At 31.9% G+C, this 16,016-nt stretch carries 16 protein-coding genes; 14 read left to right on the plus strand and 2 right to left on the minus strand.

The features are described from left to right. On the plus strand, positions 1-704 hold a 704-nt coding region (locus tag SPJ17_RS08435; RefSeq protein WP_321094715.1), incomplete at its 5' end, for a hypothetical protein. An 86-nt stretch (positions 705-790) separates the two neighbouring features. Further along, the gene (locus tag SPJ17_RS08440; RefSeq protein WP_321094717.1) at positions 791-1,525 is read left to right on the plus strand and encodes a tRNA threonylcarbamoyladenosine dehydratase; all 735 of its coding nucleotides are present in this window, start codon (positions 791-793) and stop codon (positions 1,523-1,525) included. Here the strand turns inward: SPJ17_RS08440 and SPJ17_RS08445 are convergent. Continuing rightward, a complete protein-coding gene (locus SPJ17_RS08445) occupies positions 1,522-2,142 on the minus strand; it encodes a TetR-like C-terminal domain-containing protein (protein ID WP_321094719.1) in 621 nt (206 codons plus the stop codon). The genes SPJ17_RS08440 and SPJ17_RS08445 overlap by 4 nt on opposite strands. A gap of 125 nt (positions 2,143-2,267) precedes the next feature. Between SPJ17_RS08445 and SPJ17_RS08450 the strand changes: the two genes are divergently transcribed. Next, the gene (locus SPJ17_RS08450) at positions 2,268-2,666 is read left to right on the plus strand and encodes a hypothetical protein (protein ID WP_321094721.1); all 399 of its coding nucleotides are present in this window, start codon (positions 2,268-2,270) and stop codon (positions 2,664-2,666) included. Beyond that, complete coding sequence (locus tag SPJ17_RS08455; RefSeq protein WP_321094723.1) at positions 2,666-3,016, plus strand: hypothetical protein; 351 nt, start codon at positions 2,666-2,668, stop codon at positions 3,014-3,016. Before SPJ17_RS08450 ends, SPJ17_RS08455 begins: the two co-directional genes overlap by 1 nt. Positions 3,017-3,040: 24 nt before the next feature. Here SPJ17_RS08455 and SPJ17_RS08460 read toward each other — a convergent pair whose 3' ends face one another. Continuing rightward, complete coding sequence (locus SPJ17_RS08460) at positions 3,041-3,655, minus strand: hypothetical protein (protein ID WP_321094725.1); 615 nt, start codon at positions 3,653-3,655, stop codon at positions 3,041-3,043. 143 nt (positions 3,656-3,798) lie between these two features. Here SPJ17_RS08460 and SPJ17_RS08465 point away from each other — a divergent pair, with 143 nt between their 5' ends. The 10 genes from SPJ17_RS08465 (at position 3,799) to SPJ17_RS08510 (ending at position 15,081) form a co-directional block, all read left to right on the plus strand. After that, on the plus strand, positions 3,799-5,115 hold the full coding sequence (locus tag SPJ17_RS08465; RefSeq protein WP_321094727.1) for a hypothetical protein: 1,317 nt from the start codon (positions 3,799-3,801) through the stop codon (positions 5,113-5,115). 3 nt (positions 5,116-5,118) lie between these two features. Further along, positions 5,119-5,859, plus strand: coding sequence for a hypothetical protein (locus tag SPJ17_RS08470; protein ID WP_321094729.1), 741 nt, complete (start codon positions 5,119-5,121; stop codon positions 5,857-5,859). Positions 5,860-6,125: 266 nt separating this feature from the next. Beyond that, a complete protein-coding gene (locus tag SPJ17_RS08475; RefSeq protein WP_321094731.1) occupies positions 6,126-6,815 on the plus strand; it encodes an anaerobic ribonucleoside-triphosphate reductase activating protein in 690 nt (229 codons plus the stop codon). A gap of 5 nt (positions 6,816-6,820) precedes the next feature. Next, complete coding sequence (locus SPJ17_RS08480) at positions 6,821-9,181, plus strand: ribonucleoside triphosphate reductase (RefSeq protein ID WP_321094733.1); 2,361 nt, start codon at positions 6,821-6,823, stop codon at positions 9,179-9,181. After that, the gene (locus tag SPJ17_RS08485; protein WP_321094735.1) at positions 9,166-10,071 is read left to right on the plus strand and encodes an FAD-dependent oxidoreductase; all 906 of its coding nucleotides are present in this window, start codon (positions 9,166-9,168) and stop codon (positions 10,069-10,071) included. Before SPJ17_RS08480 ends, SPJ17_RS08485 begins: the two co-directional genes overlap by 16 nt. A 75-nt stretch (positions 10,072-10,146) precedes the next feature. Further along, positions 10,147-11,019 carry a diacylglycerol kinase family protein gene (locus SPJ17_RS08490; protein ID WP_321094737.1) on the plus strand — a complete coding sequence of 291 codons (873 nt, stop codon included), beginning with the start codon at positions 10,147-10,149 and terminating at the stop codon, positions 11,017-11,019. A gap of 301 nt (positions 11,020-11,320) precedes the next feature. After that, on the plus strand, positions 11,321-11,749 hold the full coding sequence (locus SPJ17_RS08495; protein ID WP_321094738.1) for a hypothetical protein: 429 nt from the start codon (positions 11,321-11,323) through the stop codon (positions 11,747-11,749). A gap of 204 nt (positions 11,750-11,953) precedes the next feature. Further along, positions 11,954-12,697, plus strand: coding sequence for an MgtC/SapB family protein (locus tag SPJ17_RS08500; protein ID WP_321094740.1), 744 nt, complete (start codon positions 11,954-11,956; stop codon positions 12,695-12,697). A 210-nt stretch (positions 12,698-12,907) separates the two neighbouring features. Beyond that, entirely contained in the window at positions 12,908-13,816 is a 909-nt protein-coding gene (locus SPJ17_RS08505; RefSeq protein WP_321094742.1) for a Gfo/Idh/MocA family oxidoreductase, read from the plus strand. After that, positions 13,813-15,081, plus strand: coding sequence for a hypothetical protein (locus SPJ17_RS08510; RefSeq protein WP_321094743.1), 1,269 nt, complete (start codon positions 13,813-13,815; stop codon positions 15,079-15,081). Before SPJ17_RS08505 ends, SPJ17_RS08510 begins: the two co-directional genes overlap by 4 nt. The last annotated feature ends 935 nt before the right edge of the window (positions 15,082-16,016 follow it).

Consider the following 16,016-nt stretch of genomic DNA (forward strand, 5'->3'; position numbering starts at 1 on the left):
CTTTAGAAAAAAGAATCCGTCTTACAGAAGAAATAGAAAATCAGAATGCACATCAAAAAATCGAATATGTAGAGGAAGAGGAAGCTATAAACGAAGACGAAGGCTTTAATGAATTTTGGGACTCTATTCCTGTTAAGGAAGATGTTGTCATAGAATCAGAAGAGGACACTTTTGAAGAATCTATGGATGAGATAGCTGAAGAATCTGAAGAGGACACTTTTGAAGAATCTATAGAAGAGATAGCTGAAGAATCCGAAGAGGAAACTTTTGAAGAATCTATGGATGAGATAGCTGAGGAATCAGAAGAGGAAACTTTTGAAGAATCTATGGATGAGATAGCTGAGGAATCAGAAGAGGAAACTTTTGAAGAAGCTTTAGAAGAGATGGCTGAAGAATCAGAAGAGGAAATTTTAGAAGAAGCTTTTGATGAAGCTGAAGATTTAAATGAGAATCAGGTTCAAATGGAAAGAGATTCAAATGAGACTTTGGTCTTTACTGCATCTAGCTTAAAGGCAGTAGTAGAAGATCCATTAGAGCAAAAGCGTAAGCAAGAAAAGATTCAAGCCTTCCTAAAGAGTTATCAGGAGGAAGAGGAGGTTATAGAAGATATTCCAAATGAGGATATTGAATATGACCTTGTAGAGCCTTGGTATTGCCAGGCAAAGCCTTTTGTCAAGAAAAAGAAAAAGTATAATAATTACTAGGGATGGGCCTAAAGCTGTTGCTTTAGGCTTCTTTCTTGAATGCTTTAAAAAGCTATGTTAAAATAGGCTAAAAGTGGGGTGATTGTATGGAAAATCAGTTTTCTAGAGTAGATGCATTACTTGGTAGTAGTAATTTAGAAAAATTAAAAAATGCCAAAATTATCGTCTTTGGCATTGGTGGTGTTGGTGGTTATGTTTGTGAGGCGTTAGCTAGAAGTGGCATATATAATTTTACCTTAGTGGATAATGATACAGTATCCATTACAAATATCAATAGACAAATCATTGCCAATATGAATACCATAGGTAAAGATAAGGTATCTATTATGAAAGATAGAATATTATCTATAAATCCCCTTGCGAATGTAGAAATAAAAAAATGCTTCTTTTTAAAGGAAAATTCTAATGAATTTGATTTTAAGAGCTATGATTACATCATTGATGCAGTAGATACCATATCTGCTAAAATTGAAATCATTTTAAAGGCTAAGGAATCAAATGTGAAAATCATTAGCGCACTTGGTGCTGGAAATAAAATAAATCCTTCGATGCTAGAGGTTACAGATATTTATAAGACAAGTGTAGATCCTTTAGCAAAGGTTTTAAGAAAGAAATTAAAAGAATATAGGATAAATAAGCTTAAGGTAGTATATTCTAGAGAAAAGCCATTAAAGCCTCTATATTCTTTAGATAGTAGCGATGTAGTAAAGAAAAATATACCAGCCTCCTTAGTTTTTGTTCCTGCAGCAATGGGTTTAATCATTGCAGGAGAAGTAATAAAGGATTTAACTGGTATAAAAAATGATAAGCCAGGGGCTTAAGAGACTTCGGTCTCTTTTTCTTTTAACTTAATTAAATTGTCTCCCATTTTATAGCTAAAGTTCTTTGTTTCAAGGGCAGGCATAACTAAAGAAAAGTAATCATAAGAAATTGTAAGTGGGTCTTCTTTACAATCATCTTCTGTAATCCACCATATAATGATTTCTAATAGAGAAGAGGATAAATGATTTAATACGATATCCTCTCTTATGTTTTCTGCCTTGTAATAAGGCATCATTCTTTCTGAAATTAAGGAATCTAAATGTAACCGTAATCTATTTAAGAAAATATCATTAGATTCGCCCTTTAATATGGCATTAAGTAAATCCTTATCCTCCTTAAAATGAATTAAAATATGGTTAATAATAGCTAAGAAGGATTCATCACCAAAGCTATGTGCTTGTTCAAATTTTGGATTTAATACATGAAAGAAGATATCATCTACAATGGATTTCAATACCTCATTTTTGGATTTATAATGCATATAAAAGGTTGTTCTTCCTGTATAGGATATATCTAATATGTCTTGTATGGTAATAGAGGAATAATCCCTTTTTTGAATTAATTCTTTAAAGCCATCCTTAATTCTTTTTATGGTTTTTTCTTTTCTTAAATCCATAGCTTCACCACTTTCTGAACACCATGTTCTATTTATAGATATTTCTTGTTTAAAGTATATCATATTTGATATAATAAAAGTGAACAAAACGATAAAAATGTTCATAAAGTAAAGGGGTGTATATTATGGGATGTTTTGTTGCGCCTGTTACAGAGGCAATTGTTGTTACTGCTGCTGCATTCATTGTTAAGCATAAGGAAAAGAAAAATGCAGATAAGATGCAATCCATGGCAAAGGAAGAAAAGAAGGATACAATTTCTACAAGATTACTTCGTTTATCTAAGTTATTATTTGGTGGAGGAATCCTATTAATATTTGAGCACATATGGCATGGAGAGGTAATTCCATACTTCCCGTTCTTCACTGCAGCAACTGAAGGTAGCGAGGCAGTAAATGAGATGCTATATGAAATTTCAACGACAGGTATATTAATGGCTTTCTTATGTACTCTGGTTTGGGGTGTAATTGAAATCATAAGATATAAGCTAGATAAGAAGAACGAAAAAGAGGCTGTATTAGAATAATGACCTTACTAATCACTGTTTTTGCAGCCATCGCTTCTACAATTTTTTGGTATAGATTTGATAAAAGAAAGGAATATGCAATAAGCGCATTGCTTTATATGTTTTGGGGTGCATCCTTGATGTGGCTAATCGATGCCATTGTAAGCTTTGCGAAGGAAGGTAGCGCATTCTTTATGCCTGAGGCTAGTGAAACTTTAGAAGAAACGGTAATCCATCAGCAGGTATTTTTCTATAACCAAATGAATGATTTATACTTAGGTTTTGCAGTTATAGCATTAGCATTAATTATTTGGGTTATTATTTTATTGATTAAGGACCCAAAGCATTTATATAGAAAAAAAGCAAAATAAAAAAGCACTTCGTGTGCTTTTTTTCTATGTCTCTGCATATCGTTCTATAATATCTTTAATAATAGGATAATCCGATTTTATATTGATAGTATCGATTTTATCATCGATGAAATCAAAGATTTGATTTAATATATTTTTTCTTTCTGCAAGCTCATTACGATTTAAATCTATAAATCTATTATATTTTTCTCTTGCATCTCCAACCATACCATCATATAAATCGAATAATATATCGTAATATAATACATAATCCTCAAATATACCAAATTCTGCATCTCCGAATAGGTCTCTTGCACTATCTAAATCATTAGCTAAGAAATAAAATGTCATAAGATAATATGCGGCTTGGGCTTTTTCTTTGCCATTTGGGGATTCCTTATATATTTTTTTGTAAAATTCAATACCACCCTCATAATCTCCTGTTTGATAGAATTCCTCAAAGCCTTTGCTTGAGGATTTCATAGATATAGAAACATTGAATATAAATATAATTAATAGGATAACTGCAACACCACCAATGGATAATCCTGTAATAGCAAGTGCATTTATTTTCATTTCTGCGCCCATAAAACCTAAGGTAATTGCAATTAAGGATAATATGATAATGATTCCTAAAAAAATCTTTTTTGTCTTTGTCATAAAATCATCTCCAAAAGAATACTTGTATATATGATACCATATATTTTTAAAAATTCAATTTTTGGAGTAATAAGCTTAAAGTGTTTTTTCTTTCTTAAATATGCTATAATCAATATACAACATACGAACGGGAGGCATATGCGATGAAAAATTTAAGGGAGAATACATCCATAGTGGATTTAAAGGTTTGTAAAGATACTGGTGAGGTTGTTGTTGAGGTGATTCCTGAATTTAAAAAATTAGACCAAGCAGTAGAGGAAAAAACAAGATTAAAAATGGATTCCTTAGATAGAGAAATTGCAAAAAAGAGAAAGATAATCGATGAGCAGGATGCATTAATCTATAATCTTACCGATCATAGTGATTCTATTGACCATGCGATTGCTGCAAGTGCTGGTGCTTTAGCTGCAGTATTAGATTTATTCTTAGTGGATAAGCTAGATATATCTACAGGTACATGGACTGGGACCGAGGCTATCGAATTTGTGGATTCCTATTCAAATAATAAAATTGTTAAGGATACAAATACAGAGGGATTATTAAAGAATATTTCTAGCCAAATGAGTGGTGGAAATACAAATGGCTTATTTCCATCAGGAAATACACTTCCTGAAAAGCTTATCTATGGTACAATTAACTGGTTTACATCTTTAGTTCCCAAAGATACTAAGCTAAATGGTCCAATGAATTCCTTGCTAGAAGGGATAAGAGAATCCAAAAGTAGTGTAAAGCTTATGAATAAAACGAATGTTAGCGAAGGTATTCATAAGGAGATATCTAGTGGCAGATTAAATCTTACAGAGGGCTTGACCATTACAAATTTAGCTAAACAGACACTTCCTGTATTACTAAATGAATGCTTAGTACGTGCTTTCTATTTTATTCATAGATTCTTCCAAGAGGTAGATAATAATCATATAACCTCCATAAGAGATTTAGTTTTAATCGATTGGAAGTCTACAATACCATTTAAAAATAGAACCGTAGTAAGAATGCTTACGATTTCTACGGCTGTATTTAGTGCACTAGATATTGCAGCCTCAACGATCGGTAGTGCGATTGTTGCTGAGGGTAGTATTTATAAATTCTTAAATAATTTTGTATTGCATATTAATTATATAGGTGCGGCAAGAGTTGTTTTAGCCTTAGGTGCTGACCTATATATGGGTGCAAAGCTTGCAAGAGAGAGGCAAGCAAGAAGTGAAATGATTGATGAAATGATTAAACTTGAGAATATGAAAATATCCTATAAGCAAAATGATGTTTGGGTTAAGGCTAAAAATACAGAAGAAGTGATCAATGAATCCTATGCCATGATATCTGAAATCGATGCTATGTATAGACAATCGATTATGGAAACAAAGGATGATTTAAGGAAAATAGGAGATTCCTCCTATGGTATTGATGAAAAGAACCCAGGCTTAAAGGATGATATATTCAATGTTATTCATTGGGAGTAAAAAATGGATAAGGAATTAGATAATTATGATCTTGCAGTCAAAGAATCTGATGTACCTGAGATTATTGGTAGTCAGTTTACTATTATGCAAGAATATAAAGAAAATTTAGATATTGCCAAAAAGAAGGCTTTAGATGCTCAGGCGCAAGCTTTAGGCTCTAAGGAAAAAAAGACAGGCGTTTTTAAAAACAAAACTGCAATTGAATCCTTACAGGAGACTACACTTTCCTTAGCGGATGCCCAAATCATTGCAGCAGAGGCTCAGGAAAAATCTTTTGAATATCAAAAGAAGCTTGCTGAAATTACAAAATATTTATTTGGACTTGGAGTTTCTAATATTGCTGCGAACCGTATCGTTGTAAAAGAGCTTGAAATGAGACTTAAGAATGCTAGCGAGGATGAAATTGATTCTCTTGCAAGAGAAGAAATTAAAAATTTAGTTCGTGAGCTTAAAATGCAAGAGGATGTTATGCAAAAGCAATCCCTCCTAAATGAAAGAATTCGTGAGCTTGATGAAAAAATGACCCTCTATTTATCGAAGAACGAAGAGGATTCTTATATCAAGGGATTAGAAAACAAGATTTTAGACTTAGAAGAAGAAATTCATTTTTTAAAGGAAGAGAATGTAAAAAGAAAAAGAATGGATAATGATAAGAAAAAGAAATATTTGTTCTATTCTTTCATTGGATTTTCCATCCTTTTAGTAATTACATTTATTTTAGCGATAATTGCTCTATGTGAATAGAGCTTTTATTTTCTTTTGTAAAGAAATATAAAACCATTTGTATCGTTTTAGAAGTCCCTTATGAAAGTCAAGTATGAAAATGGCATTATAAAAAATATTTATAATTTTACCTAATTTTAAAACAATATAAAAACATTATAAAAGTGTTGCAAGTGCAACACATTTTTTATCATTTTCGGTATATAATACGCTTACACGATGATAAACAAGGCTAATTTTGACGTTAAGGAGGTAAAAGGAATATATAAATTATATTTAAGGTGTATATGAAAATTGCAGGATTTGATAAATTATCCTTATTAAATTATCCCGACAAGGTTTCCGCTACTATCTTTACAAATGGATGTAATTTTTTATGTCCTTATTGTCAAAATAGTGCACTGGTGTTAGATACAAAAGAAAATGAGCTAATACCAGAAGAAGAGGTACTTTCCTACCTAAAAGAAAGAAAAAAGCTTTTAGATGGGGTTTGTATTACTGGAGGAGAACCTACAATACAAAAGGATTTGAAAGAGTTTATTCGAAAGGTAAAGGATTTAGGATTATCTGTAAAGCTGGATACGAATGGTTCTAATCCAGAGGTCATTAAGGAATTACTTGATGAGCACTTAATCGATTATATTGCGATGGATATAAAAACTGTATTTAGTAAATATAGTGAGGTCGCAAATCGGAATGTCGATATAGACGCATTAAGAAGCTCCATTGAGCTAATTAAAAATAGTAATATAGACTATGAATTTAGAACCACAGTAGTTAAAGCATTTGTTAGCTATGAGGATTTAGTTTTTATTCTAGATTATCTAAATTGTAAGAAATATTATCTTCAAAAATTTGAAGACAGACAAAGCAACATTGTTTATCATTTAGAAGCTTATAGCGATGATGAATTGAAAGAGATTTATTCTAAATTAAAAGAAAAATATGATTTTATAAAAATTAGAGGATTGAGGTAAAAAGAATGTATAAGGTTGTAAAAAGAGATGGAAGTATAGTTGATTTTAATATCCATAAGATTTCTAAGGCAATTGAACAGGCATTTGAGTCTGTAGATGTAAATTCTGATGCAGATGTAATTGATTTCTTATCCTTAAAGGTTACTGCAGATTTCCAATCTAAGGTTTCGGATGAAAAGATTAGTGTAGAGGATATCCAAGATAGCGTTGAACGCGTATTATCTAAATCTGGATATAGTGATGTTGCAAAATCCTATATTTTATATAGAAAGCTTCATGAGAAGCAAAGAAGTGTGAAATCTACAGTTCTAGATTATAAGAAGCTTGTAGATAATTATGTACAAATTAATGACTGGAGAGTTAAGGAAAACTCTACAGTAACATATTCCTTAGGTGGTTTAATTCTGTCAAACTCAGGTGCAATCACTGCAAATTATTGGTTAAGTGAAATTTACGATGAGGAAATCGCAAATGCACATAGAAATGCGGATATTCATATTCATGATTTATCTATGCTAAGTGGATATTGCGCAGGCTGGAGCTTAAAACAATTAATTAAGGAAGGTCTAGGTGGAATTACAGGTAAGATTACATCCGCTCCTGCAAAACATCTATCTACCTTATGTAATCAAATGGTAAACTTCTTAGGTATTATGCAAAATGAATGGGCTGGTGCTCAGGCATTCTCAAGCTTTGATACTTATCTTGCCCCTTATGTTAAAAAGGATAATTTGGATTATAAAGAGGTTAAGCAGTGTATTCAATCCTTCATTTATGGTGTAAATACACCTTCTCGTTGGGGTACACAGGCTCCATTTACAAACATTACTCTTGACTGGACTGTACCTAACGATTTAGCTGAATTAAACGCATTAATCGGCGATGAGGAGCAGGACTTCAAGTATAAGGACTGTAAGAAGGAAATGGATATGATCAACAAAGCATTCATCGAAACTATGTGCGAAGGTGATGCGAATGGTAGAGGATTCCAATACCCTATTCCTACATATTCTATTACTAGAGATTTTGACTGGTCAGAAACAGAAAATAATAAATTATTGTTCGAAATGACAGCTAAATATGGTACTCCTTATTTCTCTAATTATGTAAATAGTGATATGGAGCCATCCGATGTAAGAAGTATGTGCTGCCGTTTAAGACTTGACTTAAGAGAATTAAGAAAAAAGTCTGGTGGTTTCTTCGGCTCTGGTGAATCTACAGGTTCTATTGGTGTTGTTACGATCAATATGCCAAGAATTGCATATCTATCTCGTACTAAGGAAGAATTCTTCTCTAGACTTGAGCGTATGATGGATATTTCTGCAAGAAGCTTAAAGATTAAGAGAAATACAGTTACTAAGCTATTAGATGAGGGTTTATATCCTTATACTAAGAGATACTTAGGAACATTCAACAACCATTTCTCTACTATTGGCTTAGTTGGTATGAATGAAGCATGCTTAAACGCTAAATTCATCAAGCAGGATTTAACTCATACTGAGGCTCAGGAATTCACTAAGGAAGTATTAAACTTCATGAGAAATAAGCTATCTGATTACCAAGAAAAATATGGTGATTTATATAACCTTGAGGCAACTCCAGCAGAATCCACATCCTATAGACTTGCATCCCACGATAAGAAGAGATATCCATCGATCATTACTGCAAATTCTATGGACGATGTTCCATATTACACGAATTCATCTCATCTACCTGTAGGATATACATCGGATATCTTTACTGCATTAGATGTACAAGATGAGCTTCAAACATTATATACATCTGGTACAGTATTCCATGCCTTCTTAGGTGAAAGATTAGATTCTTGGAAGAGTGCTGCAAATCTAGTAAGAAAGATTGCAGAAAACTATAGATTACCATACTATACATTATCTCCAACATATTCTGTATGTAAGGAGCATGGCTATTTAGTTGGTGAGGTTAGCCAGTGTCCATATTGCAAGAAGGAAACGGAAATTTATTCAAGAATTACAGGTTACTATCGTCCTGTTAAGAACTGGAATGATGGTAAGCTTCAGGAATACAAGGAAAGAAAAACATACGACGTTGTAAATTCCGTTTTCATGGGCAAGAAATTTAGTGATGTAAAGATGATCGAAAAGAAGACGGATGGTACAAGCGAAATCATTCTATTCGCATCTAAGACTTGTCCAAATTGTAAGGTTGCTGAGGCAATGCTTCAAAAGGCAGGAATCAAATATACTAAGATAATTGCAGAAGAAAATGTTGAAATGGTTAAGGAGCTAGGTATTAAGCAGGCACCTACTCTATCCGTTAACGGTGATTTGATTGTTAATGTTTCAAACATCAAGAAATATATTGGTGAAACATGTACGACACGATAATTATTGGCTCTGGAATGGCAGGTATGACTGCAGCCTTATATCTTTTAAGAGCAAATAAAAAGGTTTTAGTCATTGAGCAGGAGTCTATTGGTGGTCAGATTGCATCCTCTCCTAGGGTAGAAAACTATCCAGGATATAAGAGCATTTCTGGTACAGAATTAACTTCAAATTTATATGACCAAATTGAAGAGCTTGGTTGTAGTTATGAATTTGAAGAGGTGTTATCCATTAAAGCGGAAGGAGATATCAAGACCGTAGTTACCGATTATTCTTCCTATCAGGCAAAAACAGTAATTATAGCAACCGGCGCAAAATATAGAAGATTAGGTCTTGATAGAGAAGAGGAATTCATTGGAAATGGTATTTCCTTTTGTGTTGCCTGTGATGGAGCATTCTATAATGATAGGGATGTATGTGTTATTGGTGGAGGAAACAGTGCCTTAACCATTGCCCTAGATTTAGTTAAAAACACGAAAAGCGTGACAATCATTCAGGATTTAGAAAAACTTACGGGTGAGCCTATTAATGTTGAAAAAATATTAAAAAACCCTAAGGTAAAGGTTCATTATGAATCTAAGGTATTAGGCTATATCATTGAAAATGATGAATTCAAGGGAATTCGTATTCTAGAATATGGCAAGGAAGTTTCTATCCCTTGTGATGGCATCTTCGTATCCATTGGTACAATTGCGAACACAAAGCCCTTTGAAAATCTAAAAATGGATGATTATAAATATATTATTGCAGATGAAGGTAATGAAACATCAGAAGATGGAATCTTTGTTGCAGGAGATTGTAAATCTAAGAAGATTAGACAGCTTACAACCGCAACAAGCGATGGCACTATCGCTGCAATATCTGTATTAAATTATTTAAAGAAATTTGATTAATTCATCCTTGAGGGGGTTATCCCCTCTTTTTTTCTTGAAATGGAACAAATTGTGGTATAATGGGGTGGAATTATTTTGGGGAAGAAAAGTATTATGGAAAACAAGAAGCGTGCTCTTATTGTGTGCAATGCGAAAAGCGGACACCAAAGGGGCTTGAAAAAAGTAAATAAAATCAAGGATGGACTTAAGGATTTATATGATATAGATGTATATGTATCCGAATATCCAAAATCCATACAAAATAAAATAAAAAAAGAAGGTAGTTGTTATGATACTATCATTACCATGGGTGGAGATGGTACCATTCATGAGGCCATTAATGGAGTAATGTGTCTGGCGAAAAAGCCAAAAATGGCCTTTGTACCTATGGGGACATGTAATGATGTTTGTCATACCTATAAATATAAGAATATTAAAGGCATTATAAAACGAATAAGAGAAGATAAGGAAATCGATATCGATTTAACCAAAATGAATGAATGCTATTATATATATGCCTTCGCAACAGGCTCTGTTTCCTCTGTTACCTATGAAAATGATCCTGCAAAGAAATTCTTTGGCAAGCTTTGTTATTATTTTAGAGCTATAGGTAAAATCTTTAAAAAGAGTTCATTTTCCTATACTATAGGGGAAAGGACGGGTAATGCATATTTATTCATTGCATTAAATTCCCTACATATGGGAGGCTTTTGGCTTCATGGACAAAAGCTAAATGATGGTAAAATTCATTTATATGTTTGTGAATATCGTCATGCTCTAAGACCATTATTCGCATTCGCATTCCTAATGGTATTTAAAAAGAAATCAAAAATTATTAAGCTATATGAGGAAGAAGAGCTTCATATTAAATTCAAGGATAAAAGACCTATTAATGTCGATGGTGAATACTATGGAGAAGAGGATTTCTTAGAATTAAGGGTGGAGCCAAAGGCAATAAAAATATTTTAAAATGATAGGATCAAATCCATAGGCTATTTACAAGAATAATGATTTAGAGTAAAATTTTAAATGGGTAATTCTTATGGCTAAATTTTTTTCTAATATTGGATCAAGAAAGAGATTATGCTAAAGGTGAATGAATATTACAAAGCATATCTAAAAAGATGTAATGAATACTTAAAGCGTACGAATAAGAAAATATCTTAAACTATCCTATGGATTACCAAAAATCAGCTACCTCTATGGCTTTAATAGTTAGAGGAAAAGAATTCAATTCATAATCTTTAAAATAATATATAGGAGGACATTTATGAAAAAAGCAAGTAATTATGTTTTATTAGCAGGTATTATTTATTCCTTTGTTGTTGTCGTTTCACTTTGTGTTGTAGCTGGTATTTTCCTAAGTATTAATACACCAGATGGAAAACAGGCAATCATGCAAGGTCTTCAGAATGGTACAATTCAAACAAGCTTTACTGGAACAGCAGAACAACAAGCAAATCAAATTATAGTATTATTGGTTATCTTTGCGGTTTACTTCTTTGTGATGGCATTCTTTGCACTTATTAATGCATTTATTGCTATCATGGGTAAATCAAAGAAAACAAAGATACTATATATTTTAAATATAGTATTTGGAATTATTAGTGGTGTTTGTGTTAATGCAATTGGAGCTATTTTCGGTCTTGTAGCATTAGCAAGAGAACCAAAAGAAATAAATACTATGGATATGGAATAAGGATTGTATCAAGCAATCCTTTTCTTTTTGTTTTGCAATGCTATAAACCTTTGTGTATTACTGTCAATTTAAATTTTTCAACTTTTATTTTTACATTGGGATAATTTTTGTTTGGTGCATGAGTAAACTTGTGGTATAATTATAATACTATAACGGATTCGAAGTTCATAATTTTTTATTATTGAGCAGTAAGGAGTTTTTATTATGACAACATTAGACCAGGTTATTGCAGAAAAATTAGGTAATTGGTACATAGGTGAATGGCCAATAGGTAATTTCATATTATGTAGTATTGCATTAGTCTTAGCCGTTATTCTTTGTGGTGCTGTTGGACTTGAAAGAGAAAGAAGAGGAAGATCAGCTGGATTAAGAACACACCTTTTAGTCGGAATAGGATCTTGCATTTTAATGATTGTATCGATTTATGGATTCCCTGTAAAAACAGCAAGTGGAGATTTTGTAAACAGAGATTATGCGAGATTAGCTGCGCAGGTTGTTACAGGTGTCGGTTTCTTAGGTGCTGGTGCAATCATTCATAAAAAGGATGGAATTAGAGGATTAACCACTGCCGCAACCATTTGGATTGTTATGGCCATTGGACTTGCATGTGGATCTATGAATTTCATTTTGGCTATCGGTGGAACGATTATTATCTTAGTTTCACTTACTGTATTTAAAAGTTTTGAAAAAAGGCTTACAAAAAATGCCCCAGTTCTTGTGGTACATTCTGAGCTTGGAAAGCCTACAATCGCAAGAATTCTTGAGGTGGCAAAAGAGTCGAACTGCATTGTCAAGGAGGTGCATTCTGAAATAGCCGATGAGGGCATTTTAGAATTAACCTTTAGAGCAACATCGGACAGTGAATTCTTCAGTACAGAGGATTTCATTAATAAATTAGGATTAATTGATGGAGTTATCGATGTCGATTTATTAAATGTACATAAATAATAATCAAAAAGACTATTGTTTTCAAAAAGGCAATAGTCTTTATATAGAGGTTAAATTTTAATGTTACGTTTATCTGTTTGTGATTATTATCGTTAATAATAATGTTTTTTAATTGGTAAGAGTCAAGTGTAATTTTGATTTCATATATATTTTTTGTATGATTAAATACCTATTTGTTATGAATTTTTTACTATAAGGAGATGATATATTATGCTTAATGCAGGGATTATTGGAATGGGCGCAATCTCAAAATATTATCTTAAAGGATTGAAGGCTTCAAACTGTTTAGAATTGAAAGCTATATGCGACACGAATCCAGATTTTGCATCAAGGCCATTATTTAAGGATTATCCTTTTTATGAAGATTATTTAGAAATGATTGAAAAGGAAGGACTTGATTATGTCATAATCTCAACACCACCCAAGTCGCATTATGAAATTGCCCTTAACTCGATGAAGCGAGGCGTTAATGTTATTATTGAAAAGCCGGCGGTATTGAATATGAAGGAATACGATGATTTATTAAAATATGCGGCTGACCATGATTTGATTTTTGAGGTTTCGTATCATTGGCAAAACGGGGCGGAAGTTATAGAATTTAACAAACACTATGATGCTTGTAAAATTAGCGAAATTCACATTCATGTGGATGATCCTTATAGTGATGATGGAATTCATATTAATGATGAAAAAATTAAGCTTGAGGGAGCTTTTATCGATAGTGGCGTTAATGCCTTAAGTCTAATGAATTTATGGCTTCCATTTGAGCAAATTTCAATTCATAGAGTTGATACAATAAAGTGTCCTAAAACCGGATTACCAATCTATGCATTTGTGGAATTGGTAATTGATGGTGTTTTATCAACAATTGAGGTTGATTGGAGAAATGGAATCAATAACAAAGAATCGTATGTCGTTTATGAAGGTAGAAGAATTGATATAAAGCACTCTTTACAAAGGATTATTGATGGTGATGAAATAATGGATTGTAAACAAATGGAAAGGCTTGAAACTCACTATTATAATTACTTCAAAAATTATCAAGAGGGAGAAATCAAAAAACAACAAAGCTATCGAATTCATAGCGTTTTGTTTGAAGTTGTTCGTAGGTATTTATGAAAAAACAAATCATTAAGTTATATTATTTTTTTAAATCAGAAAGAGTAGCCAAATATTTATTTGAGATCAGCATATATGTTGCGATTACGATTGCCATTTCTTTTGTAATGCCAGGAGATTTATTTTCCACAACGATTTCAACGATGATTGGTTTTGTTTTATCTGCGTTTTTGCTTCGAATAATTAAATTACTTTTTGGTTTTTTAGAAGATAAGATAAAGGTATCTGGCGATACAAAAGAATTATTGTCCATTTATCATGCCGATAAATCATATAAAAAAACCGTTATTTTAAATGGAACGCAAAGAGATTTTATTTATCATGAGGTATACATGAATAAAGGAGAATATGAATTAGATGTAATTGATGATGAAAACAAACATTTTGAGTTAGATGATTTAATAGTCAATTGCTTTTTAGATTTATATTCTATTCACGGAAGAAGTACCAAAAACAATGAAGATACCATTCGCCTCGATTCTGTAAGGTTGTGTAATGGTAAAATGACTTTTTTCACATCACGAAGTAATTTTTTTAATCATTTAGTCACGAATAGAGCAATTGATTATAAGTTGATGGATAATTTAAGGCTAAGAGATGTCTACGAATATGGACCATATTTAAAACCCTTAGAAAATTCAAAGTTTTCTAATCATATAGGAATCAATGCTTTAGTTTTTTTAAAAGGAAATATATTATTAATTCCTAAAAGAAAAGGAGATTCCACTATTTCTAAGCTTTGCGTAACCTCATCCATTGCGACAAGATTGCAATTTCCTAAAAATGGTGGAAAGATTGATCGTGATTTTATGTTTCATCAAAACATTATTGATAGCTTAGAAACACGTCTAAAAATAGATTTAAATAAGCTTGATGAATCTAGGGTTTCGGTTGACTTTTTAGGTGTAGGTCAAAATATTTATGAGGGTGGAAAACCGCAGGCCTATTTTGCGGTTCAGCTAGATTATGATAGTTCCGAATATCCACTTTTATTAGAAGACTATGAAACTATAAAAATGAAATCGCAAAAGGAAGGGACAATTGATCGAGATGGTCGCATCTATTTAGCCTGTTTTGACAGCATGAAATTCATTTCAAACGAATGGATTGAATTTGAGTATGTTAATGAAGTGATATATAAACAAGAGAAAAAGATTGTTTATCCAAAAATGAAAAATACTGGCAAAAAAATAAAAAAAAGGAAAATTCAAACAGGATACGAGAAATCCTATATGATTAATTTTTGGCACTATTTTAATAAATAGTAAAAAAGTTATTTCAAAGACTATTGTTTTCAAAAATTTGAAATCCTATAGGGATTTTCTTTTCATAAAATGCGCAAAAGGTTACGAATTAACTCTAGATATATATGAAAAAGGTTACAAAAACGCACAATAATTTATTGCAAAAGGTTACACTTATTGCAACAATGATATTGGAGATGATTCAATGTGTTATGGAGAAAGCGTATCCATAAAGATTCCCAGGTGATTACAAAGTGAAAAAATCTCACTTTTAATGCGAGAATTAGTAACTGATGATAAGGTTAAGTGGGAAAGCATTAATCGAGAATTAAATAATATCGTTGTTTGTACATTATTGATGATGTAAAACTTAATAGTTTAGAATTGTACGTGTACAAAGAACTATTTTTGAAAGTCTATTCATATAATTTTAATGAGCATTGTAAAAAAGTATTTATCTATAGAAAGTAACAAAATGCGAAGCCTAGATTTAAGCTTCGCATTTTAATATGTCTACAAAATAAAGAAATGCCCTTTGTCATTTATGGTAGGGGTTCAATGGAAACTTATTAGCGTAAGGTTGCGCCAACAAGTTTAATAAAAATTAAATATTATAATAATATGTCTACGAAATAAAAAAATGACCTAAGCCATTCATGGTAGGGGCAGAAGGATTCGAACCCTCACTAACGGTTTTAGAGTAAATTCAAACCGGTTTAGAATGGGCTATTTTGAACGAAAATGCTCATTATTGCATTAAATTCATATATTAATGCAGGCCTTAATGAGGTATACACAAACTTTCCTATGATAATAGATAATTATTCATTAATTATCGTATTGGAGCATTTATTATCATTATAGATATATCTTTGTATCGTAGAAACAAATCTCGAATTAAAAATTAAAGAAGTATGTTTGTTATGAAAAGATTTATAGTAATATTAATAATAAAT

Origin of the sequence: Anaeroplasma sp. (genome assembly GCF_034179385.1) — a bacterium.
In the GTDB taxonomy this organism is placed as follows: domain Bacteria; phylum Bacillota_I; class Bacilli_A; order Acholeplasmatales; family Anaeroplasmataceae; genus Anaeroplasma.